Source organism: Ruegeria sp. R8_1, assembly GCF_017743815.1.
GTDB classification, from domain to species: Bacteria; Pseudomonadota; Alphaproteobacteria; order Rhodobacterales; family Rhodobacteraceae; genus Ruegeria; species Ruegeria lacuscaerulensis_A.
In genome coordinates this window covers 19132-43884 of sequence record NZ_JAGHRL010000011.1, presented here as the reverse complement: position 1 = coordinate 43884, position 24753 = coordinate 19132, and the positions used below count along the sequence as shown (strand labels likewise).

At 57.0% G+C, this 24753-nt stretch carries 14 protein-coding genes and 1 pseudogene; 10 read left to right on the top strand and 5 right to left on the bottom strand.

The window, feature by feature from the left end:
• Nucleotides 1–14 precede the first annotated feature (14 nt).
• Entirely contained in the window at nucleotides 15–401 is a 387-nt protein-coding gene (locus tag J7380_RS20615; RefSeq protein WP_348539130.1) for a L,D-transpeptidase family protein, read from the top strand.
• Nucleotides 368–514, top strand: a complete 147-nt coding sequence (locus J7380_RS20555; protein ID WP_348539132.1) for a L,D-transpeptidase — start codon at nucleotides 368–370, stop codon at nucleotides 512–514. Before J7380_RS20615 ends, J7380_RS20555 begins: the two co-directional genes overlap by 34 nt.
• On the opposite strand, the gene J7380_RS19290 is transcribed toward J7380_RS20555, so the two are convergent.
• On the bottom strand, nucleotides 511–864 hold the full coding sequence (locus J7380_RS19290) for a hypothetical protein (RefSeq protein WP_209198160.1): 354 nt from the start codon (nucleotides 862–864) through the stop codon (nucleotides 511–513). The two genes, J7380_RS20555 and J7380_RS19290, sit on opposite strands and share 4 nt — an antisense overlap.
• 212 nt (nucleotides 865–1076) lie before the next feature.
• Here J7380_RS19290 and J7380_RS19285 point away from each other — a divergent pair, with 212 nt between their 5' ends.
• A complete protein-coding gene (locus J7380_RS19285) occupies nucleotides 1077–2066 on the top strand; it encodes a glutathione S-transferase family protein (RefSeq protein ID WP_209198158.1) in 990 nt (329 codons plus the stop codon).
• Here the strand turns inward: J7380_RS19285 and J7380_RS19280 are convergent.
• A complete protein-coding gene (locus J7380_RS19280; protein WP_170756081.1) occupies nucleotides 2048–2410 on the bottom strand; it encodes a hypothetical protein in 363 nt (120 codons plus the stop codon). The genes J7380_RS19285 and J7380_RS19280 overlap by 19 nt on opposite strands.
• A 181-nt stretch (nucleotides 2411–2591) precedes the next feature.
• Here J7380_RS19280 and cobD point away from each other — a divergent pair, with 181 nt between their 5' ends.
• From cobD to J7380_RS19265, 3 genes are read left to right on the top strand one after another with little or no spacing between them, the layout of a single operon-like run.
• Nucleotides 2592–3557, top strand: coding sequence for a threonine-phosphate decarboxylase CobD (gene cobD / locus J7380_RS19275; protein ID WP_209198156.1), 966 nt, complete (start codon nucleotides 2592–2594; stop codon nucleotides 3555–3557).
• Nucleotides 3554–4474, top strand: a complete 921-nt coding sequence (gene cbiB, locus J7380_RS19270; protein ID WP_209198154.1) for an adenosylcobinamide-phosphate synthase CbiB — start codon at nucleotides 3554–3556, stop codon at nucleotides 4472–4474. Before cobD ends, cbiB begins: the two co-directional genes overlap by 4 nt.
• A 12-nt stretch (nucleotides 4475–4486) precedes the next feature.
• Nucleotides 4487–5650, top strand: a complete 1164-nt coding sequence (locus tag J7380_RS19265; RefSeq protein WP_209198152.1) for a lytic murein transglycosylase — start codon at nucleotides 4487–4489, stop codon at nucleotides 5648–5650.
• A gap of 71 nt (nucleotides 5651–5721) precedes the next feature.
• Here J7380_RS19265 and J7380_RS19260 read toward each other — a convergent pair whose 3' ends face one another.
• Nucleotides 5722–6846, bottom strand: a complete 1125-nt coding sequence (locus J7380_RS19260) for a sulfotransferase family 2 domain-containing protein (protein WP_209198150.1) — start codon at nucleotides 6844–6846, stop codon at nucleotides 5722–5724.
• Between the two features lie 294 nt (nucleotides 6847–7140).
• Here J7380_RS19260 and J7380_RS19255 point away from each other — a divergent pair.
• Together J7380_RS19255 and J7380_RS19250 are read left to right on the top strand one after the other, a co-directional pair.
• Nucleotides 7141–7857 (top strand): annotated as a pseudogene (locus tag J7380_RS19255) (IS5 family transposase).
• Between the two features lie 774 nt (nucleotides 7858–8631).
• On the top strand, nucleotides 8632–9087 hold the full coding sequence (locus J7380_RS19250; protein WP_209198141.1) for a helix-turn-helix transcriptional regulator: 456 nt from the start codon (nucleotides 8632–8634) through the stop codon (nucleotides 9085–9087).
• A 657-nt stretch (nucleotides 9088–9744) separates the two neighbouring features.
• Here the strand turns inward: J7380_RS19250 and J7380_RS19245 are convergent.
• Nucleotides 9745–10860, bottom strand: coding sequence for an RNA ligase (locus tag J7380_RS19245; RefSeq protein ID WP_209198139.1), 1116 nt, complete (start codon nucleotides 10858–10860; stop codon nucleotides 9745–9747).
• A gap of 435 nt (nucleotides 10861–11295) precedes the next feature.
• On the bottom strand, nucleotides 11296–11973 hold the full coding sequence (locus J7380_RS19240; protein ID WP_209249512.1) for a DUF2199 domain-containing protein: 678 nt from the start codon (nucleotides 11971–11973) through the stop codon (nucleotides 11296–11298).
• An 890-nt stretch (nucleotides 11974–12863) separates the two neighbouring features.
• Between J7380_RS19240 and J7380_RS19235 the strand changes: the two genes are divergently transcribed.
• Nucleotides 12864–14810, top strand: coding sequence for a hypothetical protein (locus J7380_RS19235; protein WP_209198134.1), 1947 nt, complete (start codon nucleotides 12864–12866; stop codon nucleotides 14808–14810).
• Nucleotides 14798–24748, top strand: coding sequence for a hypothetical protein (locus J7380_RS19230; RefSeq protein ID WP_209198132.1), 9951 nt, complete (start codon nucleotides 14798–14800; stop codon nucleotides 24746–24748). The genes J7380_RS19235 and J7380_RS19230 overlap by 13 nt, the downstream gene beginning before the upstream one ends.
• Nucleotides 24749–24753 lie beyond the last annotated feature (5 nt).

Sequence of the window (24753 nt, the reverse complement as noted above, 5' to 3'; positions counted from 1 at the left end):
TAAAGACAACTCATATGCTGTGCCTGATCAGCGCAGCATGGGTTGGGTGGCACCGATACGGGCCACGTCCGCCCGCGCCAGCAATGGTTCCCGAAGCCGCACAGATCGACCACATCCTGATCGAAAAATCCGCCCGGCGACTGACCGCATCTGCGAACGGGGCGGTCGTGATGCATTCAGATGTCGCACTGGGCTTTGCACCGCAGGGTGACAAACAGCAAGAGGACGACGGGAAAACGCCCATTGGGGCGTACAAGATTGACAGGCGCAATCCTCAAAGCGCCTATCACCTTTCCCTTGGGATCAATTTCCCCAACCCCAAAGACATCGCCCGCGCGCGGGCTCAGGGCGTTCATCTGGGGGCGACATATTCATTCATGGACAGCCAAACGGAATTATAGGCCTATCCCTGCCCGATGATTGGACTGCCGGTTGTATCGCCCTGTCAAATGTCGAAATGGCGCGGCTCTGGAGTTTGACGCCAAATGGGACGACCGTAGAAATCCGCCCCTAGTCCTCGTGCCCCAACAGCGCGATCGGCGCATCCGGCGCGCGGTAGAAATCCAGCGGCGCTTTGTCGGCTGCGGCAGTGCTGCGTTTGAAATCATAGCGCATTTCACCCGCTTGTGCTTCATCCGCGATGATCAGGCATTGGTACAAATGGCGCGCGCCGTCATAGATATCGACCAGACCGCGCAGCTGCGGAGTGGTTTCAGCCTCAACCGTGAAACCATCCTTCCACAATCTTAAAATTTTGAAGGTATTGTCGCCAAATTCTACACGAAGACGGCTCGTCCTCTTCAGGCCCGCGATTCGAGCCGCGTCCAGTTCAGCGCTTATTTCCTTGGAAACATAGGTACTCATCAAAAAACTCCCCCGGCAGTGAGTACTATTGTGCGCTCTGAATCGTAAAAATCTAGTGAAACCGGTTACTTTAAATCCAGTCTTCATCACAGTGTTGCGGGCGCACGCGCCATGGTCTGTGCGCAAACGCAGGCAAATTGCGCGCCTGCTCGCATAGGAACACCGCGCTCAAACGCCTATCTTTCGATAAATCTCTAAGCGGAGGAATACAGATGGGCCTGTTGGTCGACGGCAAGTGGCATGACACGTGGTATGACACCAAATCCACAGGTGGCGCATTCAAACGAAGCGCGGCGCAGTTCCGCAACTGGCTGACCGCCGACGGCACGCCCGGCCCTTCGGGCAAGGGTGGGTTCAATGTGGAACCGGGGCGATATCACCTCTATGTAAGCCACGCGTGCCCCTGGGCGCATCGCACGCTCATCTTCCGCGAACTCAAGGGGTTAAACGACCTGATCTCGGTTTCGGTCGTTCATCCGGATATGCTGGATAAAGGCTGGACCTTCGAGACGGATAACAACGGCGCGACCGGCGACGATCTTTACGGGCTGGATTATGCCCATCAGGTCTATACCAAGGCGGATCCGTCCTATTCCGGCCGTGTAACTGTGCCAATCCTTTGGGACAAACGGCAAGAGACGATCGTTTCCAATGAAAGCTCGGAAATCATCCGTATGTTCAATTCGGCGTTTGATGGCATCACCGGAAACACTGATGACTATTGGCCCGAGGCGATGCGCGACGACATCGAGGAGGTCAACGCTCGCATCTATTCCGACGTCAACAACGGGGTCTACAAGTCCGGCTTTGCCACCAGCCAAACCGCTTATGACAGTGCGGTGGGACCGCTATTTGATACTCTGGATTGGCTCGAACAGCGCCTTGCTCAGAGCCGCTATCTGATGGGTGACCGCGTCACCGAGGCCGATTGGCGCCTGTTTACCACTCTGATCCGGTTCGACCCGGTCTACCATCTGCATTTCAAATGCAACCGGCGGCGACTGATCGACTATCCGAACCTGTGGGCCTACACGCGCGAGCTATACCAATGGCCGGGCGTCGCACACACGGTCAACATGGAGCACATCGTGCGCCACTATCACTATAGCCACGAAAGCATCAATCCGCATCGCATCATCCCGACCAACCCGGTGCTGGACTTCATGGAACCTCATGGACGCGGTCAGCGACCCGCCGCGTAGTGTTCGACCATCGCCGCCAGATCCTCTGGCGGCGTTGCGCTTTGCACATAAGCGCAAGCGTTAGGGCTGTGGGCAAAGATCGACCCGTCCGAGAAAAAGGTGGTATTGGTGACAAAAATCACCCGTGCCTCGGGGCGGCGATAACTGGCGAAATCTGCGACGGCCAGCGCGCTGCCCGCCTCTAACACCAAATCGAGCACGATGATATCGAACTCAGCCCCATAGAGCGCAAGAATTGCAGCCTCTTGCCCAGTGACCAACGTCACCTCGGCACCTTGTCGTTCAAGATGCCTTTGCCAGACCCGACCCAGATCGGGGTTACTCTCAACAATCAAAACATTCATACGTAAAACCTCGGCCCATGTTGTGGTGAGTAGTGCCGATCCCTGTGGTTTGTGATCACGTTATTTCCTTAACAAAGTGTTAACGCTGTTTTCGGCTTTTCGTGGCCGTGCGGATTCGCTTGTAAAAACGGCGAAAATCCGCTTGAAACAGCCGGAAATACGCGATTCCGGCGGGACCTAGATGACAAGCTCTGACAAAAACTTGAACCCACGGGCTGCGCGAGACCACGGCGGCGGGTTGGATGCAGCGATTGCGACCTATGGCGGCGCGCGCGGGAACTGGATCGACCTTTCGACCGGAATCAATCCTCATCCGTACCCCATAGCCGCGCTGGCCGATGAAGATTGGACAGCCCTTCCAGATCACGGCGCATTCGAACAGCTGTCGCAAGCCGCCCGACACTTCTGGTCAGTCCCGGCAGACGCGGCCGTTTTGCCCTCGCCCGGCGCATCGGCCCTGATCGCCCGTATCCCCGCACTTGCGTCGACAGGCCGCGTTCAGATCACCATGCCCACTTACAATGAACATGCCGCAGCCTTTTCCGCGCAGGGCTGGAAAGTTCAATCTGGTGGACCGGCCCAGGCCCGCGTCATCGTCCACCCCAACAATCCAGATGGTCGCTATTGGGACAAGTCAGACGTGAATGCCCCGCTGACCATAATTGACGAGAGCTTTTGTGACGTCACTCCCGCGGCGTCTCTGATCCACCTGGCCGCGCGACCGGGCGTGATCGTTTTGAAAAGCTTCGGCAAGTTCTGGGGGCTGGCCGGGCTGCGTCTGGGCTTTGCAATCGGTGATCCACTGCTGATCGCCCGCTTGAACGACCTGACCGGCCCTTGGGCAGTGTCTGGGCCGGCGCTTCGCATCGGTCAGCGCGCCCTGACCGATCCCGATTGGGCCAATTCCACCCGTCAGCGCCTGACGACGGACACCGCTCGGCTGGATGCGCTTATGATCGCAAAGGGCGCGCAGCTTGCTGGCGGCACCACACTGTTCCGCCTCTATCAAGTCGAGGACGCTGCCCAATGGCAAACCCGCCTGGCCCGCGCCCGTATCTGGAGCCGTATCTTCCCCTATTCCCAAAACTATCTGCGTCTGGGCCTGCCCCCTGCAGATGGCTGGGACAGGCTTGAGGCCGCACTGTGAGCACCGCCTTCCTGCTGGTCTGCGCCCTATGTCTGGACGCTGCCTTAGGTGAGCCAGACTGGCTATGGTCGCGCGTCAAACACCCGGCGGTCATGATCGGCAACGTGATCGGCGCGCTGGACAAGCGCCTGAACCACGGGGCGCATCGGCGGCTGAAGGGCGTTGGTGTGGTCATCCTTCTGGTCGTAGGCGCGCTGGGGATCGGTTGGGGGATAAGCTTGCTGGGTGCGGTGGTCCAGATCATCGCCTGCGCCATCCTGCTGGCGCAAAAATCGCTGGTGGCCCATGTGCGCGCAGTCGCAGACGGATTGCGCGTATCCCTGCCCGAGGGGCGCGCCCAGGTCGCCATGATCGTTTCTCGCGATACGCGCGACATGACGCAGGCGCAAGTTGCCCGATCCGCCATCGAAAGCGCGGCCGAGAACCTAAGCGACGGGGTCATCGCGCCCGCCTTCTGGTTTCTTATTGGCGGTTTGCCCGGCCTGCTGGTCTACAAAGCCGTTAACACGGCCGACAGCATGATCGGCTACCGGACCGACAAATACCGAGACTTCGGCTGGGCCGCCGCCCGTCTGGACGACCTGCTGAACCTGATCCCTGCCCGCCTGACCTGCATGATGATCGTAGCCCTATCAGGCCAATGGGCGCGCTGGTCTGAGATGGTCGCCGATGCGCACCGCCATATCTCGCCCAATGCAGGCTGGCCCGAAGCCGCAATGGCCCGCGCCCTGAACGTCGCCCTTGCCGGGCCTCGCAGTTATGACGGGCAGTTGCGCGATCTTGCCTGGGTCAATGGTGACGCCCCTCGCGATATCGGCGCGTCAGAGGTTTTCCGCGCATGTGACATGCTATGGCGGGTTTGGGGGCTTGCGCTTGGCCTCGTGTCGGTGTGGGTTGGGTTCAGCTTTATTCTGTAACGGACCCGTTTCATGCGCTTGCTTCCTGGCCTTTTGGCCACCGCCCTGCTGACCTCGCCCGCCTTTGCCCAATGTGGCGGAGGATTCAATAGTTTCGTCAAGGATCTGAAATCCGAGGCCGCGCAGCAAGGCTATGACCGCGCCACCGTCAACGCCTTCTTCAAAGGTGTGCAACAGGACAATGCAGTGCTGAAAGCCGACCGCGCGCAGGGCGTGTTTCAGAAACCGTTCATTGAATTCTCGCGCCGCCTGATTTCGCAAAACCGGATTGATCGCGGGCTAGCCATGTCGCGCAAATATGACGCGGTTTTTGAGCGGATCGAGCGCGAATACGGCATCTCGCGCGGCGTACTGCTGGCCTTCTGGGCCTTTGAGACCGATTACGGCACGTTTCAGGGCGATTTCAACACCCGCAATGCGCTGGTCACACTGGCCCATGATTGCCGCCGTCCCGAACTGTTTCGCCCTCAAATCTTCGCCGCCATCGAATTGTACGAGCAGGGCAATTTCGATCCCGCCCGCACCACCGGGGCTTGGGCCGGAGAAATCGGCATGGTTCAGATGCTGCCCCGCGACATTCTTGAAAACGGTGTGGACGGGGATGGGGACGGTAAGGTTTCACTGAAAACCTCGGCCCCGGATGCGTTGATGTCGGGCGCAAAAATGCTGTCGAGCTTTGGCTGGCAGCCGGGTCAACCATGGCTGCAAGAGGTCACGGTACCCAGCGAAATGGGCTGGTCCCTGTCCGGCCCCGGCAAACCGCGCCCCGTGTCCGAATGGCAGGCGATGGGCGTTCGGCCCCGCAGCGGGTCGCTGTCCAACCTGCCCGCCTCGCTGATCCTGCCGCAGGGGCATAAAGGGCCTGCCTTTCTGGCCTATCCGAATTTCGACGTCTATTTCGAGTGGAACCAGAGCTTTACCTACGTCCTGACCGCCGCCTATTTCGGCACGCGGTTGGAGGGCGCGCAGATTTATGATGCAGGTAACCCGGCGCAGGGCCTTTCAGGCGCGCAAATGAAGCAACTACAGAGCAAACTTCAGGCCCGCGGCCATGACGTGGGCAAGATCGACGGGATTCTGGGGGCCGGCACACGGGCGGCCGTGCAGGCCGAGCAGGCGCGGCTGGGATTGCCTGCGGATGCTTGGCCAACGCAGGAGTTGTTGGGGCGGCTGTAGATACTCATATAGTAGGCCGCAACAACTCTGAATGAAGTTTAAGTTGAGTCTGAAACAGTAGTGCCCACCAGCTACGTGTTTTCACCATCCAGCCGCAACTTTATGGAGTCCAAAAGGTATTTCCACGGATATCTTTTGCAGTGATCCAGATTGGTTTTGTAGTGATCCAGCTGCTGCGACATCTTATCGTAATCCGTAGTTTTTGCCTTAAGCGACCGCGTCGCTTGATCCAAGTCTCTGTTCAAGTCTTTCAGGGTGTCCGCAGTTGTCGTATTCAGCAAGCGCAACGCTTCATCTATGTCCGATAGGATATCTTCGTTTGTGTCCGAGCCAGAGAGTGCTTTGCAAAGCCTGTACGCAACCAATTCGAATTCACTTTGGGCATCATGAGGCAGGAACTGGCGCTGGTCCAAAGCGACTGCAAGATTCGCTAGACTTGCCAACGCAGGGTGTTTCCCTTCCGTTCTCACCGCCGTCATTGAGCTTTCAGTTGGAGCCAATGGGTCGGTTGAATAGCCGTAGGCCTCAAAATCCGTTCCATATAGCTTTGCGATCCTATCCACTGTCAATGGGTTCGACAGCGCGTCCTTCAATGCACGATTTGTATCAGATGGTCCCTTATTCACAGCTCCTGTCCGAAACCCAGCGTAGTCTATTCCGGCTGCCAGCATCGCCTGACCGAAATCTTCATCCATAGTTTCGACGTGCCCCAAGAAATTGGGCGTCACGAAAGAATTCAAAACGTTAATACTTTGGGGCCGCCAATGTGGGTTAAAATAAATTAAGTCATCGGATTCAGACAGCAATTCAATAAACTCATCGAAAGACACTTTTGCATCTTCAGAAAGACCAAATGATTTATAGAAACTGGCCCAGGTTACAGCGTCGCGACGTCCGATATCTGCATTTATTTTATGATTGTAGACAGACAACGCTCGTGCAAATGGGTTTCTAACGAATGTGAAAACAAACGCGTTTCTCGATCGCGAGATGCAGTCCAGTGTGTTTTCAAAAGGGTTGCTTTCAAGGTTGTACAAATCAGTCTGAAGCTTTTGCCCTGAAATGTTCCACATATGTTTAATTACAAAAGTCGACCCTACTTTATGGTTCGTCAAATAGACAAGGTTATGCTTTTTAAGACCACGAACCAGGTCTCCTTGAAGGTAGAAAGACAGCGTATCTGTAGATTTACGCACAGAACACCTCTGGCAACGAAAATTTTCCGGACCAGCTACCACTCTCTATACGCGGTTTGCAAGTTCAGTTCACCGCCTTAATCATCTAATGGCTCTGAGCCCTGAACCTAGATAGCCCTCTAGTTCTTTAGCGGTTTCAATTCCCTTTGCCTCCTCAGCCGTAAAGTGATCCTTGCTCTCCGTCACATTACGCCTTGCTCCACACTCACCACGCGATTGTTCATCACCTACGGTCAGGATGCATTGATTTTCTTTGCGCTGCGTGATTCACAGCTCCGAAAACGGGGCGTTGAAATGAGCGACCTTTATTGGCTTACAGATGAGCAGATGGCCAAGCTTTCCCCTTTCTTCCCGAAGTCGCATGGCAAGCCACGGGTCGATGATAAACGGGTGTTGAGTGGGATTATCTTCATCAATCGCAATGGGTTGCGCTGGCGGGACGCCCCAAAGGAATACGGACCTCACAAAACGCTCTACAGCCGGTGGAAGCGTTGGAGCGAGAAAGGCATCTTTGCGCGGATGATGGCCGGTCTGGCTGCTGAGCACGGTGAAAAGAAAACGGCTATGATCGACGCCACATATCTAAAGGCCCATCTTACAGCGTCCAGTTTGGGCGTCAAAAAGGGGGGCGTGGCCGCCTGATTGGCAGAACCAAAGGCGGCATGAATACAAAATTGCACGCCATATGTGACAGAAAAGGGCGGCCATTGAACCTCTTTGTCACCGCTGGCCAGGTTAGTGATTACATCGGTGCTCGGGGATCGCGGCAAAGATGCCAACTGGTTCCGAGACGCGTTGAAAGACAAGGGGGTACGCGCTTGCATCCCCGGTCGAAAGCAACGCAAGACGCCGGTCAAATACGACAAACGCCGATACAAACGGCGTTACCGGATTGAGATCATGTTCGGCAGGCTCAAGGATTGGAGGCGCGTGGCGACACGCTACGACCGTTGCCCAAAGGTCTTCCTATCAGCCATCACACTCGCGGAAACCGTCATATACTGGTTATGAATCCTGACCCTAAGCTCGAGTGGAAGAGCTAACTTAGGGATTTTAACTCTAGCGGGTTCGCCATGGCTTGTTGGAAGCCCCGCAAATGGTCCGGGTGCGGTATTGGGATCTCTATCGCCATGTGTGCACGTCATATTAATTCTCCTTTAATTTATCATAGTTTTGAAATTCTCTGAGCACGCGAAACCCAACGTATCTTGCCCGACTTCCGTATAGTCATTTAAGTAGCTTCATCCTCATCTGATGCGCATCACAGACAACGCATCGCCTTCCGCGCCCGACTTCTTAGGCGCGGTTGATCTTGATTTCTTACGCAATTGTTGGGATGATAAAGGAAATCGCGACGAGTGATTTTCCGAGCCGATTTATGGATGCCAGTCCGCCGGGCTCACCCTTTTTCGGCCCATAAATTTACATCTAAGCAGATATGTCTTGGCCCCCTTTTTTTAGGATGTTCCGACTGTGTGGGTCTTCAAGTATTTCTCCCAAGAGCCTGCCGGTATCTTTGGGTTTCGTTTGCCCGGAGTAATGTAAATATGTTCGAGTTGTTGGGTCTTGATCAGGTACCTGACACTTGCGACGGTCACACCAACCCGAGACGCGAGCTCTGCTGGCGTTTCTAGTTGTTTTTGTACAGATCGATATCCGAGTTTCATCGCCTGTCTTCCCCGAGCACTTTTGTGACTTTCTGTCTGTTTTTGTTTCGGTATGCTCGTTTGTTAACCGATTCGCTAGCATATGACTCCATATGCGTCAATATTGGAGATTTTGATCTTGAATCAGGCGCGGTACGATGTTGGGTTGGGAAAACGCTTTCTCGAAGTGCGAAAGAAGCACAACTTGTCTCAGCAGGAGTTTGCTATTTCAGTGGGTGTAAGTCGTAGTGCGTACCAAAGCTATGAAAGGGCCGAAAGAGAAGTTCCATTCACTGTCGTTCGAAATATTTCCGAGAAATACGACATAGATATTCGGTGGTTAGCTCATGAAGATGGTGCAGAGCGCATGCTTATGAGCAGTCAAAGCACAGGGGCAAGGTACGATAAGATTTTTCGATTTATCGATGCACGGTTGGTAAAACTCGACCGGGTTATTGAACCAGATAAACGCCTTACTTTAGCAATGCAGTTGGAAGCACAGCTCTACACAGCTGACAGCGGCGACAGTACGATAGACCTTCAGAGCAACCCAATGTTCAATAGCCTTATTGTTTCGATGTCAGAGGCTGCATAGCAGTGAAGAACAATAGCATACCAACGATCGCAAACACTTCGGACAGCCAAGCTGTCGACGCAGAATTGGATGCAATACTGCAGAACGGTGGTGACGCACTTTACACCAGTTTTTCGAAACGAGTCATCGATTTTGGGCAGTCTCCAATAGATTCGAGTGTTGTCGGTGTGGACGAGAGGAGTACATCCTCTTTGATGACATCGGTGGACGATCACAGCTTAGCCGAGCAGAATGCCCTGCGTGTGGAGAAAACCTTCGTGGCCAATTCGACACTATGTTCTGGAACTGGATCGCCCTCACCCGAAGCACTTTGAAACGCCGTGTTCGAATACTGCAACGAACATGCTGGATGCTGCTCCTCGGAGCCGCCTTTTTGGCAGTTTTCACCCTAGCGCTTTGTTATTTCGAACTAATAAGGCCTGAACAAATAGCCAACTATCAAGTTTTCAATATAACCGTGGCATTCGTTTTGGTAGTGTTGGCACAGGCTTCGTCCCGCAAAGCGGGGCAGGTAAGAAAAAACGGCAAACACTAAGTCTTTCTGATTTCCTAAACAGTGAATTTCCTTTCAGAGGCTGATGCAAATTCCCAAACGTTTAACGACGAGTTCCAATTCGGCATGATCGAAGAGGGCAACCAGCGCTGCCCCCACCATTGTTATTCAGGCGCATTGATCGGCTGCCATTGCATCCCGAACAGAGGCCGGATCGCCTCGACTTTGTTCTCCGAGCCTGCGGCGCGTTCGAGAATATCCAGCAAGCTTTGTCTGGGCGGCGTGCCGTCGAGTGCGCGAAAGGCAACTGATTGCAACCGCGGATCAAGCTCTGCCTTGGCCTTCAACGCGAACTCTTTCCGCGCCAACTCCCGGTGTTCAGACACGAAGGCGTCAATCTCGCCAGCCTGCACATCAACCGCCCTCATGACGTCGTCATGGTAGAATTGAACCTGTGCAGCAGCCTCGGGTGCCAGCAGCGGCAGAACATCGTCCATCGCGCCCTTGGCGACCCAGGCCAGCAGGTTCTTTTCATGCGCCAGCCCGGCCAATGCCTTGTGCCGCAGGACATAGGCGTCGGCTTTGATCTTCAGCCTGTGACCGTCCTCGAACGCGATGACATAGCCCTCGACGCCCTCCAATGCCCGTGCATCCGTCCAGAACCTGTGCACATCGTCGACGCTGTCGAATTGCGCAACAATCGGAACGCCGTGCCGAGTGGCGACAGCTACCAGTTCTGCGTGCGGCATGTAGGCCCCGGTCCGCATATTCCGGATCGCCAGCAAGGTCAGCTGCGGAACCTCATAAGCCAGAACCACCCGGTTCTCGGGCGAAGTGAACTCGAAGATCGGCGTGAACCCGGCCGCGATCATGTCCGCACACAGCGCTTTTACCTCGGGCCCCGCAACAGCCCAGGCGGCCCGGGACTGGGCAGAAATGCCCATCCGGGTCATGAACACCATCTCGCCTCCGACAATCGCGGGGTGGATCATCGAACCGTCCAGCTTATCCAGCACCGCATGGGTCGCATCCCACGGCTCTTCCTGCACCGGGCGCTTTTCACCCAGATTGAAGAACTTGTGGAACGGCCGCGCGATCAGCCTGCCGTCAAGGTCAAATTTCAACCCTCGGCATTCCCGTGCCACTGCGCTGTCGAACGTGGTGTCCAGCGTGTAGAGGTAGTTGATCACCGAGTATCCATCATGGTCGAAATGAAAGATCCCGGTGTCGGGGACAATGTGCGGGAGGACGTCCTCCAGCGTTTCGATGATATGGTCCATGTTTATGCTCCAGAAAAAGAAAAAGCCGCCTTGGGAAGAGACGGCCTGGTTCGAACAAAATGGGTAGAGTTAGATCACTCGGGTCTTAGTCCACCTGTCGAAGAGAAGCCGCCACAAAGCACTGCGTCGCGTTCATCCGCGCACAGCTGCTTCGAAAGATATGAGTTCACAAAAGTCATCTCGGCTTCTCCTGCACTGCGTCTAAAACGTGCGGCCACTTCGGGTCAAGAAATTAGTCCATTTTCAAAAAGCGCGTGAACCAATGGGACTGCGATGACACCGACACTCGAAGCGCTGCAAAGCTATGGCGGACTTGATGTGGGTCTGATGTATTTCAATTCTGCAATCCAGACGTTCTGACCGCATTCTTCAAAAGGATGTTATGCGGGACAAAGCTGCCGTTCGGTGGCCGACACGCAGATCAGGCATTCGCCATTAGTTGATTTGTTCTGTATTGGGGGCAGCAAGATTTGCGATATTTGCAATCTTTATCGCCTTCCTCCAACTTATCCATTCACGTTGGTCAATTGCAAGCGGGTGCGTGTTTTCCCAGAGGACAGCTTTTGGCCTTTGCCCTTTTGTTCCCCAAAGGACATCGCATTCCAAATGTGTCAAAGGGGCACCGGCATCTGAGAGATTGTAGAATGGCATATTCACCTCCAGCCAACCAAAGCTGCCAAACGAGGACTGATCCTGACCGTAGGTTGCGACATACTTGTCGAAGTTTTCTTTGGGTTGCGTTACCCAAACGCCCCAAGTGAAGGGATCCTTTACACCGATTATTAGGGTCTCTAGAATGGTGCGGATGCAAAAAAATATCTTCACCTTCTTCGTCCCGAGCCGGCCTGATATGACAGATGTCGTCAGAAATAAGGACCCGTTCGTCTCGGTCAGCATCTGGTAAATCATAGAAGCAAGTCGGATCCCTGAACGAATAAGACGGCGAGCCAGTGTGCGTTTTTCCACACTCGCCCATTGGTACGAAAATCGCTTTTTGCCGAAAAACCTTTTGAACACCGAGAATCCTTTCCAGGCCGTGCTAGAGAGAAGAGCAGGCAATGAGCTGCCATTCATTGCGCTTGGGTAAAGTCTCACACCAGACCTTCGCTTCATGGCAGCTCCTCGCGAAGCGCAACACCCGAACCTCCTGATCGCAGATTGGAGGCTAGGTTGCGTGCAGGCCGTAGACGAGGCATAGAGAGTCTCTCCGCCAAGGCGCGCGTTCATTGTCTGTGATATCGAAGGTGCCTTGTGGCGATTTCCCGGCCTGCGAGGTGCAGCTGTTTCCTCGCAAGGGACGGCCTTCCTGGCACAGTTCTGAGAAACGCAAAGGCTCTGAGGGCCGCGCCAAATGATATTGTCACATTAGCGCAAGACGATGATTTCAAAAACTAATTGCTTACGTTTGCCTATCGAGAACCTCCAGACGCTACAAAAGAACTTGCTTGATAGGGCAATTCCAGCCACGCTCTGAATTATTGAAATAGAAATTTGGAAATGGGCGATTCTCCGTTTTCCATCTAATCGGATGGTGGGCTATGTGTATTTCTTTGCGCGAACTCGGCTTCGCGGCCTCTGCTATTGTGAGCCTTATAGTGGGTTCTTCCGCGACCTTTGCGCAGGCGTCAGAATGCCCGGTCACTGAAAGGCTGCTACGCGACCTGCAGGCCAGTGCTGGAGGGTCTTTGGAAGGCACGGGCCAAGTCCTGCCACCCTTGGATGCCCTGGCAGTGTCGATAGCGGAACTCAATGGCGTTTTGGCCGGAGTTCCGGTTTTGACATTCGCGTCTGGGGACAAAGCACTGCGAGGTGAAAAGAGAGAATGCCTCAGGGCGTTTGGCCGCTTGGCAAATCAGATTGGTGAAACGACGCCCCTATCGCTGCGCATCATTGGACATGCCGACTCGGTGGGTGGTGACAGGGTCAACGCAATTGCATCTTGGAAGCGCGCTCGCACAGCGAGAAGTTTTTTGCGAAATGCCATACCTGGGTTCTCCCAGCATGTGACAGTAGTTGCGATGGGGCGTGGTGAGGCGGACCCCTGGTCCTGTGGTCCGCCTGATGGTGTGGCCGACCAACCCGGGGCAAGCAGTATTTCCTGCGGTGCGCGGATGCAGCTGATGGGCCCCGTGAGGGCGGGTGTCGAGGGCGCAGGTGAGGTTGAGGTTCGCAACGATCGGCGGCTGGAATTACAGCTGGATATGCCACATTTCGCAGGGCCCAGGTTGGCCGAACTGGCTTCTGTGATGTCGCCCAATGCGCCGTCGCCGGAGGGCGGACAGGTCGAGAAGGTCGTTCAGCATCATTCGGTGTTTCGTTACTATCCAGCGGGCACCACGCCACTGCATTCAATCCGCGTGCCACTTTCTGCCGAACCCAGAGCGGTGCACGACGGCTGTAGTTTGTCGGGTGGCGATGCAGACGGCGGACGTCTGTGGCTCGATACAGGTTGGCAGAAGCTTGAGATAAAACCCAAAGACAGTTTGTTAGTGTCTTGGACCGAGGAACCAGGCTTGGTGGCACCTAAAGGAGCCAACGGGATCCTCGGCTACAATCTGATTGTGCGCGTTCGTGCTTTGCCCGAGGTGCGATCCACAAATCCCGACGCAAGTGGCGTCGTCGAGCTGATGCTAGCCACGCAGATTTTGCAGGATGGTCAAGACGTCGGGGGGGCAACGGTGCGCCCAGACCTCGCCACCGGTGTGCCTGACCCATGGCGTGTCAGGGTGCGCCTGACGTCGTTCCTGGATGCACTTGTGCTCGACGGCGGTGGTACCTTGCTCAATACGGCGCAACGGGATCTGCTTCGGTCATGTTTGGGAATTAGCGCCGACATGCTCGATGGGGCGTCCGAGGATGAAAAGAAGACAGACACAGCTGCGCGAAAGGCCCTGCTCGATCCTATCATGCTGCGGGCCTTGGACAATTTGCCGCGCGATCCTGCGGGTCTCTTGGCGCTTACCCATGACTACCATGCACCGACTGGGCTATTTGCGCTGCGGCCGGGGCAACACCTTCGATTGCTTGTCGGTCGAGATCAGTTGGCCCCGAAAGTGGCGCCCTCGACGGAGGATGCGCGCGCTGACTTCGTTGATTTGACGTCCCAGATGATCCTTCCGCTTTATGCGGCGCCAACGCGCACATTTGCAAAGAAGGGTGAGGATGCATTGAGCGTCATCGTGGGGCGTGCTGGGGTGGATGCAGTCACGCTTGATCCCGGGATTATTCTGCAGTCTTGGAATGCACCCACACCGACAATCAGCAGCCTGTCAGAACGTGGGTTTGATGGCACCTATGGAATTGGGGATCCCGCTGCGCTTGAGCTGCTTATGGCGGGGCGGCTTAGCTATGTTTTGCCCCCTCAAGGCGAACCTTTGCAGAAGACACGTGGCATACCCCGTGACTTCATAGTAAAGTCACCCGAAACGGGCCCGAGACAGCGCGCCCGCGATACGCTCATTATTGCAGCCCGGGACGACGACGCGCTTACGACTTTTCTGGCGCGCTATCAGTTTGCGGGGATCTTTGGATCGGAGCCGATAACAGAACAAGGGGTCAGGCGAGAAACGGCCTGCTACTGGGGCTCCGATCCCGAAGCTGAAGAGCCGGTGCTTTGTGGTCTGTTTACCCAACCCATGCGCGCCAGCCTGTTAATCGATGCGACCATCAATGGCCAACCCCGTCGTGTGCCCTTGGGCACGACCGTTGGTGCGCTCTTGCCTCCGGATATCTCGCGGACATGCGTTGCCACATCGCTCCCCCCTCGTGATGAAAAAATCCAAATCCCCCCAAGGGTGACCACCACGGCGCGTCTGGGCGATGCCAAGCGCCCTTTCGCTGTACAACTGCCAAAGTATGAGACCGGCCCAGACGCTGTCTACAGCAGCAATGATTGCCGGTTGCTAGCCCTGCCCCTCTTCCACGGAGCCGTATTGTCATGGACGAACTGATCCTATCCCGTCTAGCGCCCGGCCTCTATGGGACCGTTGCCGCCACTGAACCAGCTGGTCTTGCCTTTATGCCAGAGACAGATCGCGGGCTCGCATCACTGGCGCTGTCCGGCGACATCACGGAGGAAGGACGTTGGTTGGCCTGGTCAAATGGGCCCTTGCTGCCTGTCCTCAGCCAGGTGATCCCTCTTCTGCGGGATGGAGACTATCGGATCGTTTTTTCCCGTGGGCCGTTCGCGGGCACCGTCTTGTGCGCAGACAAAAGTATCGGTTTGATCCCCAACAACAACAATTTTTCGGCCCGTCTGCGGCCTGATTTTCCCGACATTGGCGCGGTGCAGATCAACGATTTGCCGCGGATCGAGACCACGGTCAGTCGTTTAGAGGTGCGTTCAGACGCGCTCGCCCTGGTGGCCACCTCAGGAGCAAGCCATTTTTGGGAGCAGGGACCTTCAGGCACGGGTTTCAAGGAGCTTTTGCTAAAGGCCCGAGGCTCTCGTGCGGGTTGCTTCGCCTTTGAAATTGCGCTGAATTATCGTGATCTTCCAAACTATGGCCTTCAAACAGTGGTTACCGCCCAGGCAGCGAGTTTTGGAGGGATCGAAGTTCAGCGGGACGCCCGACCGATCTTTGCAGTCAATGATCAGCCTGAGGGCACGAACCTACATGTAACCGTGATCTTTGATCCATTGAATGGCGGTGATCCAGAGCGTTGGCAGGTTCTGCCCCGGAGCGGGACACGGATGCGGTCGCGGTTCAAAGGTGTCCATGGCCATGACGTGATGTTGCGTGTGCCCGATCCCGGTGCCGCCACATTGCCATCGCGCCTAAGACTTGTCCTCAATCGTTCGGCGATGAGCTCGGAAGATGCTGTGTCGGTTTATCGCGCTGCGATGATGCCGGAAGGCTCCTTTGACATCGAGATGACGATGCCCGGCCAAAGCGATGCCGTGAAGACGTGGCGTACCGGCCTTGCGGTTGGCGACACAGCGCACGAATACCTTCTTCTTGATCCCATAGAGGCGGATGCGCCGCCACGCATGACCTTTCGCCTGAACAAGAGCCATGTGGCCACGCCCCTGTCGGATATAGCTGAGGATGGAAAGTTGGTCGGCGCCGCTCGGCCCTATGAGGACGTGACACTCTGGGCACGGATTGAGCGCCCCGCGCGGACAGCCGAACCGGCCCCCTTTGTCACGGAAGCTAAAGCCCTGCGTCAGATCGAGACGCGAGCACCATCGTTCCGCAAAGGTGCGATACAGCTGCGTCAGGCTGACCCCAGGCGATTGAGGGGCGTCGAGCTGGATAAGGAAGCGGGCTACGTTCCGATTTTACCCGCTCCAGACGGCGATGCGACCTCAAGCGACATTCCGGCCCAATTGTCGTCGGCGCGCAGGCTTGCCGCTCTCACCGCACGCCAAAGTTCACCGGGGCCGTTCGCACCGGAAAGCGGCGCGAGATCATTGCCGCCCATGAAGCCTGAAACCCGTGTGACTACAGCGGGTTTTGAGATCCGGGAAGACATTCAAAACAATGTCCGTGAGATCATTTTTGCGCGTGGGGCTTGGGATTCTACGATTGAAGGCCGCGTTTCGGTGGTCGGAGATCCAGACCCCCTTGATCCCGACGTACCCGGCTTAATCCCGGCGCCGCTGAGTGCGGCGATCTTGCGCAACCAGCTTTTCATGGCACTCGATCCCGCCAAACTGGATACGATGACAGAGCCGGGCTTCAAGATCTGGGGACAGATCGCCGTGGCCGGATGGGGATTTAGGATCTCTCGGGCAGAGGATCGTGCCGAACGCACGACGACAACAGGCCCCAGCGAAGACGATCTTATCCTTTTCAAAGGCTACGAGGGGCTCTCCATCCTGCAGTTAGCACAGGAGATCAACCTCAAGCACTGGTCCGGCAAAAGCTATGTGGGTGACCCCAAAGTCGCCGCCCGCCGCATCCGCCAGCTGCACACCAAGATCACGCAAGACGAGACGCTGAAAAAAGATCCACGCTATGACGCGCTGCGCACGGCACTTACGGACAAGGATTGGAACGGTGTTCTAATCCTCGACATGCGCATCGATCCCTCGAACTTGCCGGGCCAGATCAAAGCGCTGATGAGCGGTGTTGACCGCGACAAGTTTCTCGCCGACCATCTGGGTTTTCCCGTCCAGCGGCTAAGCGATGGCGCGCGCCCCCCGCAGGCCAAGCCATTTGCCGCGGTAAGCTACGAAAGTGCGCCGTTCTCCCCGCCTGATAACGGCGAGTACGCGTTCAACGTTCAGAAGCTTGCGGTAGGGTTCGCGGGTGGCAAGATCACTGCTTTTTCATGCACGCTCGAGTTGCGCTTGGGCGGAGTCTTTAAGGACACCCAGTTCACGCTCAAGAAGGACGGAACCGATGTTGAGACCAACATCGTCACCTTGGAAGGTAGCTATGAACGGCGCGTCGAGGACGGGGTCAGTGTCGAGGTCTACAAGTTCCTGACAAAGGATGACTTCGAGATCGAGATGGGTGACGACTTCCCCCTTCTCAAAAAGGTCACCATTACCGAACTGGGGTACGCGGCAGAGGTCTCACGGATCAAAGGTCCCAATGGTAATGAGTTCGACAAAGTCAACGGCGCCTTTCTGATCGACGGCGATATCGACTTTAAGCCGCTTGACCTCGATCTTGGCGGTGGAGTTTTCGACTTTATCGACAAGAAGAAGGTGCGTTTCTTCAACCTTTCCATCGATATGGATTTCAATATCGATCTCGCCGGCACTGTATCGGGGCTTAGCCTGGACTTCAATGCCGGCGGCCTCGCCTTCGATTTCGATATATCCAAGGCCTTCGGCGGCGGTTTCTTCAGCTCGTTCCCTCTAAAGTGGAAGACCTTCGGCTTGTTAACCGGCGATCTGACCTTGCCGGACATCGGTTTTACTTCGATCGCTGGGCCCAACGTCGGTGGCCACGTGCCGTTTTACTTTGTCTTCGATGTTGATCTCGGTAGCTTCGGGTCGCTTGGCGAGGCGCTGAAGGACTTTAAGATGGAGCTTGCGCTCGGCTTCGGGTGGGAGAGCGGGGCGCCGGTGATTGATCTTGGCATCAAGTTTCCATCTTCGCCACCAGGCAGCCTTGACATTGGCATTCAGGGCGTGATCGAGCTTAAGGCCGAGAAGTATGAGCTTGTGCAATTGGTCTACCCTCAACCCGATAGGACCGAAGGCAAAGCCTGGGGGTTCCGCGGTGTCGGGGTAGAGATCGTCATTTTCGGGGTAGCATTGCCCCCGGGCGACAGCACCAGTGGCCTCTATATTTTCGCCGATCCCAGTAATCTTGACGCCGGTGTTGGCTGGCTGATTTCGACAGTCACTGAAAGCAAATCTGGGACCGTTGATTTAAGGCTGCTCACCCTGGGTCAGCGGATCGATCCGCTGCCGGGCGTTGGTCAAGGGGCGGAGCGGATCACCACGCAGGTCGTCCTTGACCAACTGGCCCTGACCGCCACCGGCGGAAGCAATCCCAAAGATAAGCGGATGCCTGTCGGCGACAATGTTGGCGAAAACAAAGCCGAAGAGATTACGGTCCCTGCGGTGACCTATGATCCGACCCGCGACTGGACGATTGCCTTTGATGTTGAGTTGTTTGATATCCTCACGCTTGGCCTTGCCATTCGCGATCCCGATTTGGCGGGGTTGCGTGTCAAGGTGGCCGAGTTGTTCGATATCGATGTGCTCTATCGAAAGCTCTCTGAAGACCTAGGCGTCTTCTCGACCGAAGTCGCACTGGCAGAAAACCTCAGGCATTGGCAATTCGGCGCCGCGGGCTTCACCATTCCGGTGATCGCCTTCGACATCTACACCAACAGCGATTGGGGCGTGGATATCGGATTTCCCCACAACAAAGACTTCAGTCGATCCTTCCACCTCAACATCTTTCCGTTTACCGGCGCTGGCGGCTTGGTGTTCCGACGGGTCTCGGGCCCTGCGGCACGGCTGATCCCAAACAAGGGCGAGCTTAACGATGGTTCATTCGTCCCCTATAGCCCCGTCACCGAGGTACAACTGGGCGCCCGCGTGGGGCTTGGTGTGGCCGTCGGTGGGGGCATGTTCCGCGCGGGCCTTTCGCTGACCGTCTACATGTATCTCAACGGCGCCTACGGTCGCTTGCAGGTTCCCACAGGGAAAACGCCGGTTGCGAAGCGTTCCTACATCCTCGTCGAGGGGATCGTCGGGATCATGGGCGAGCTCTATGGCTATGTTGATTTCGGCATCGTGCGCGCTGGTGTTCATGTGACACTTTGGGTGGAATCCGGGGTGCGGTTTGAGACGGACCGCGCGCTCCGGCTGCACTACGAAGTGGGCGTACGGGTCCGCGTGCGCGTGGTCATCGCCAGGGTCTGTATCTGGCGGAAATGTTTCGAAATTTCGGTGAGTTTTTCCTTTGGCACCCAGGTGCGGATCGAGCAGACGATTGGCCGAGACAACACTGGTCCCTATCAATACGGTTCAGCGCGCCTCGAAGCCTTGAAAGACTCAGGCAGATACGTGGCACTTAGGGAGAGGTTTTCCTCTACCTGGGATACCTCTGTGCCGCCCACCCTGTGGGGCGCTGCGGGCCCCAAAGTCGACGTGACATGCGTCTTGCAACCCGATATTACACTTGCTTTCAAGGCAGATACTGGCGAAGCGCAGCCCCAAGCGGTCTTGTTGCTGGCCTCTCAACTTACAGACCCAGCTGGACAACGGCGATCTGCAGGGCCGATTTCCGGTCCTGAAGAGCTGGTCCGAGGCCTTACCGCCTGGGCAATCCATACGCATGTTGCCGATACCGATGCGCTCACCGCACCCCTTTTGCGTGAGGTGGCCGCGCGGCTCGCCGGCGATGACGGTGCCTTGGAAAACCACCGCGCCCCAGATCGTCCAACGGCGCAGAGCATATCCGAGTTTTTCCAAAATGCCTTCATCATCAAGGTGAGGGATCTACCAGATAACGGCAGCTCTGAAGCGACATCAGGTGCAAAGGGGGCTTTGATCCCTTTGCCGTCCCAGTTGCAGGTGATGCTTGACGCGACCTCCTCTTTTGCTTTGTCTGATTTCAACTTTGTGGATCAGGATTATCTTGACCGTGTCGATGAGCTGACCAAGGTTCAGCTCTTGGCAGAGGTTGGCGAAGCGCAGTCCACAGTGCCCCCTACGGTGGCGGATGTGCTTTTGCAGGAATGGGCAGCGCTCGTGATGCGGGGTGCCCTGGGCAAGCTCGCTGACCACCTGGACGCGTTGACCGCAAAACTCCCGGATGTGGAGCAAGATCTGGATGTGCAGCAATCGCTCATCCAGCTTATGGACTGGCTCGTAGCGCCCCACGACGTGGACACGGCAGGCAAATCGCAGTTGCGTAGTCACGCGGCCGAAGTGGCCATGCAGGCTGGACGTAGTCTAATCGCTGGTCCCCGCATCCCGATACCGACCACGGGCACTGTGCCCCCCTGGATCGAAGCCGCGCCGGTCGGTGCGGAAGACGACTGGTTCCATCCGCTTTTCCGGCTTGCCGGCATGCAGTTTCCCATCGATCCAACAGCGGGCCCAAGCATCCCTGCCGGGCAGTACGGGTGGTTGTCAGTTCCCGATGAATTGGATTTCGAAGCACCAAACACGGATGTGTTGCGGGATCTCGCGATGGCGGCCGAAGCGTTGGAGCAGGATGCAGCGGACAATGAAATCAAGCTCTTCAACACCCATGTGCGCCGGGCGCCGCTGCTTAAGTCCCGGCCGCGCTATGTGCGGCTGGGCGGCATGGACCTCGTGGACCGCATCGATGGTCGACCCGTTTGGCCACTCGACTCTCTGCGGGAAGAGGGTCGCGAGGCTGTAGGCAAGATCAATGCCTTTGCGCGCTCTGACACCCGTCCGAACGCTCCGTTGACCTATGAAGCCATCGAAGATCCAAACGAGCTGAAAAACCTCGTCCCAGCGATGATCCTTGATCTTTCAGTCGCACCAGTGGCCGAAACGGCAGCTGCCAAAACCGCCCCAAGCGGGCTTGTTGGACTCACAATACGCGCCATGGAAGAAGCTGCGCGCGCCGTGCTGGACCAGGCCTTGGCAAGTGGTCAGGCGGCGCCAGACGTCGCCTCGGTGCGGCTATACGTTGTCGATGGAAGTGGGAGCACCGGAAACCTGCTTGAAAGCGCCGGCGGCGTACAACCGATCGTCGTGAAGACCAATCCTTCCCGCGAAGTCACGGCCCCTCCGGCAACCGAGCGCTTTCGCGCGATAGAACGCAGTGTGGTTCGTACCAGCGAAGGCGCAGATTTCCTTGAGCTTATTCGCCAAGCCGTCATCGTGAACACCGGTGGTTTCACGATCTTTGTGCCAGAAGACAAACTGCCGGATCTGCAGACCGTCAAAGGCGACACAGATCCGCTGCAGGCGGGTTTGCGGCTTCGTATCGTGGCAGAGCTCGGGGTGCCGCAAGCCAACAACGGCCTAGCGGACGTTAATGACCCCCGCCTTAAGTTCGCCAATGTCCTTATGGGGGCCGACGGCGGGTGGGGTGCGCGCACTGTATTGGCGATCGACATGGGCAATGAACTCTACCCTCTTCATCAGCCGGGTGTCTTGCCGGTACTGGTGACGCGTGATCCTGCACCGCAAGACTCGAAAGAAATCTCGCTACTTTCGGAGCGGTTTTCCACGGCAAGCTTCGAGCTCAGGCACGACGGCCAAGTGATCCTATCGCGTGACCGTTCGATTGCGGTCCAACCCGATGTTGAAGATCGTGACCAAACCGAACGTGCCGCGGCTTCGCCTGAGACTGCTTTCAATGAAACGGCACCCTGGGAATACAGGGCCTCCATGCCCATTGGCCAGCTTACGGGCCTCACGGATTCACCAATTGACGCAAAGCGCGAGGCCGCTGAAGGCCGTGCGAAAGAGGTTGATCTCTACGCGCTTGTTGGCGAGGTGGTGGAAACCGCCGTCCACTGGCGCGACGTCTATGGCAATCTCTGGGGGACCGAGGCTGCGACGAGCGAGAGCTTCGTGCTTCAATACTGCGACCGTTTGGTGGGTCTTCTGGGGCTACCGTTTTTGCGATTTGTCCAGAGCCCTGACACCGGCGTCTCACCGGTTGAAGGCAAACTGGCCCTAACCCTCACCCTGAGTTTCGATAGACTGGCTGTGAAGGCAGCGATGGAGGATGAGTTTGACCCTGGCCAACTGCGCCTGGCCGCGGCGACCCTCCAACGCGCTGCAGCCCAATTGCGCGACGCACGCGCCACGCTCGAGCTGGCCATCGGGGCCCACGCAAAGGGGGCGGTGACAGTCCTGTCAGAGGCAGTGAAGATCAAGATCATTGGCTTCCTCGACAAGATGACAAAGGAGGTCATCATTGCCTCGGAAGGTAACGACCCCGCCAACCTGTCACCGCTAGAGCTCGCGCAAGCGGTTGACCTCCCCAAGAGCGATGCCCCGGTTGAATTCACCGTAGACATCGCCCTATGCCGCCCACCAGTTTCCGATAAGCCGGAGCTTTACCCTGTTGCCGACGCCTGCGAGATGCCGGACGTCACCACAAAAGACGAGGCCTATGCCGCTCTCGCGCCCTTCGCCAAAATCGCGCAAGAAGTGCCCATTGCTATCGATGCCACCGCGCAAGCAGTGCAATCAGCTGCGGGAAGTCTGTTGGTCGACGCCACGCGGCCTGCAAAGCCGCTTGATGGCTATCTCGATAGTCTCGAGACCGCGGTTGAGCCATCGTATCGTGTTGCCACAGGGCGTTCTGGGCGCCCCTCGGGCGCATCCGCCGCGATCTGGCTGGTGCCACGTGGGATGACGGATAAGATCACCGAAGGAACCACAAGCCTCGCGGGACGAAACGGCGTGCCCTACGCGTTCCGTCCGATCAAGAACCGCCGGATGAGCGCGGATTTCAGCGACAGCGGGGGATATGGCCCGATTGCGAAACCTTATGGCGCGGTGTCCCAGTCCGTGCGCGTCTTGGATGCCGACGTGGACCTGGAAACCCGCCGTATCATCGACTTCCTGGAACGGTTGAATGACCCTAAGGTGATTGCCGCAGCGGCAGAAGAAGAGACGTCTGATACAGGTCCCTTGGATGCCTTCGTCACGAATTACCAAATCCAGCGCCGCTCGTTCGCAGAACTCCTTGTCGACAGCCAACTTGCGGCTGTGTTCGAAGACGATGAGAATAGCACGGCTCTTGATCAAGCCCTTAAAGGGCGCGTGAGTGATCGCCTGTCCCGCGACCTGACGAGGTTTGACACGACAGGGGGGTTCCTCGTCTATCCAGATGATAGCGCACCCCCGCAGCCCGAGGGCGCGGAGCTACATGGCACTCTCGTCTTCGCCAAACCAAGCGATGGTAGCCACAACGACGGCTACGCGCCGCCATCACCCGAGATACAGCCCTTTGCCCTTGAGATCGGGACGACGGCTGCAGAAGACGATGACCGCCGCAGTACGCTTATGCTGTCGTTCCCCTTGCAGTTGAACAACATTTTGGCGGCACCACCTGCCGGGATCCGACTGATGCATTTGCAAGCGAACAAACGCGTCAATGCCGGCGATCCGAACAACGACTATCGCCCGACGGCTTGGCTGAAACTTCACGACCAGGTCGCCCAGGCCAGCGGGGCCCAACCCTTGGCCGGGTGGAGCGCAGTGGCCCTGAAGCGAGATCCTGCCGTGATCCCTTTGCGGCGTGTGCCCAGTGCGCCGACGCTCATGGAGGAACGGTTTGTTCCGCGTCTTAACCCCGGCGAAACCCACTCGCGGCTGCGGGAGCTGAGGCAATGGACTGCCCTGCACCAGCTGAATATCACCGGAATGAGTGGCCAGGATAAGCTGACCTCTACTGTGACCTATAGCGACGGCGCTGAGCGGTCTGGGCGCAACCAAGAGGCTTTTGGTTCGCGGCAAGAACCGCTCTGGGTACGGCTGCTCCGCTTTGGTGAAGAGATCCGCGGCATTGACGTAAGCGATGTCTACACCGGACCCAAGGCCGCTGATTTGCGGGACTGGTTGACAGACCGGCTGGACGCACTCGTTGCCCCGCTCCCTGCGCGGGCCGAACGGGCCGAGGCCGCGGGTCCCCAGAAAGACGTTGTGACCGTGCAAGAGACAGGAGCCGACACTGACCTGCGCGTGATACTCGAAAGGCTTAAAGGAGTTGCGCCAAAAGTGGACTGGCTTTGGGAAAGCGGAGGAATGGGCAAGGAATTCGCGATTCCAGCCGAAGGAGCAGGCGCGGCAGTCTACCAGGCAGGGGCAAGACCCCCGAGCCCAATCCGCCAATTGCGTCTGCGCGAACTCGATGCCTTCGTGCAAGCCGAAGCAACCTCGCAGCACTATGTCGACCGCAATCGTGAAGCGGACAAGAGGCCTTTGCGCGAGGGCTTTGTCTACACCACGCCGCTGGTCGGATCCGCAGAGCCCGTCGTACCTGTTCTCGACTATAAATCGGAGGTCAGGCTCGGTGATCCGATCCGGGCAAACAATGGGACCATCGACACGGTTTCCCTATGGCAGCAGCTTCGCGGGATTTTCCAAGAGCTTTTGGGGGAGACTGACCGCGAGCTCATGACCGACATCATGATCGAGTACGAAAACGATGTCTTCCTTGGCAGTGCATCTCCGAGCGGATCAAACTGGCGCGAGCCCGGCGGCCCGCTCATCGTGGCCGTGACCGGGTTCACTGGGAACACAGAGCAAGATCTCGATGAACTCACCGGGCAGATCGTCGAGTATGTCACAACGTGGGCAGGGAATGGCGGGCCCATTCGCGATCTCTCCAATGATCCTATCGGGCGACTTGTCTTCGACCTGCGCGTCTACAATGCAACACCGCTGAGCGGGAGCGAGACGGAACTGGATGATACAAGGGTGCTCTGGATCAGGCGTGGTATTCTGGGTTTCCGGGGCCAGATGCCGTAACCACG

Excerpts from the sequence above, each read along its gene's own strand:
- J7380_RS19280 (WP_170756081.1), bottom strand. The coding sequence starts at position 2,410 with ATGAATGTTTTGATTGTTGAGAGTAACCCCGATCTGGGTCGGGTCTGG.
- J7380_RS19265 (WP_209198152.1), top strand. The coding sequence starts at position 4,487 with ATGCGCTTGCTTCCTGGCCTTTTGGCCACCGCCCTGCTGACCTCGCCC.
- cobD (WP_209198156.1), top strand. The coding sequence starts at position 2,592 with ATGACAAGCTCTGACAAAAACTTGAACCCACGGGCTGCGCGAGACCAC.
- J7380_RS19230 (WP_209198132.1), top strand. The coding sequence starts at position 14,798 with ATGGACGAACTGATCCTATCCCGTCTAGCGCCCGGCCTCTATGGGACC.
- J7380_RS19245 (WP_209198139.1), bottom strand. The coding sequence starts at position 10,860 with ATGGACCATATCATCGAAACGCTGGAGGACGTCCTCCCGCACATTGTC.
- J7380_RS19290 (WP_209198160.1), bottom strand. The coding sequence starts at position 864 with ATGAGTACCTATGTTTCCAAGGAAATAAGCGCTGAACTGGACGCGGCT.
- J7380_RS19285 (WP_209198158.1), top strand. The coding sequence starts at position 1,077 with ATGGGCCTGTTGGTCGACGGCAAGTGGCATGACACGTGGTATGACACC.
- J7380_RS20615 (WP_348539130.1), top strand. The coding sequence starts at position 15 with ATGCTGTGCCTGATCAGCGCAGCATGGGTTGGGTGGCACCGATACGGG.
- J7380_RS19240 (WP_209249512.1), bottom strand. The coding sequence starts at position 11,973 with ATGAAGCGAAGGTCTGGTGTGAGACTTTACCCAAGCGCAATGAATGGC.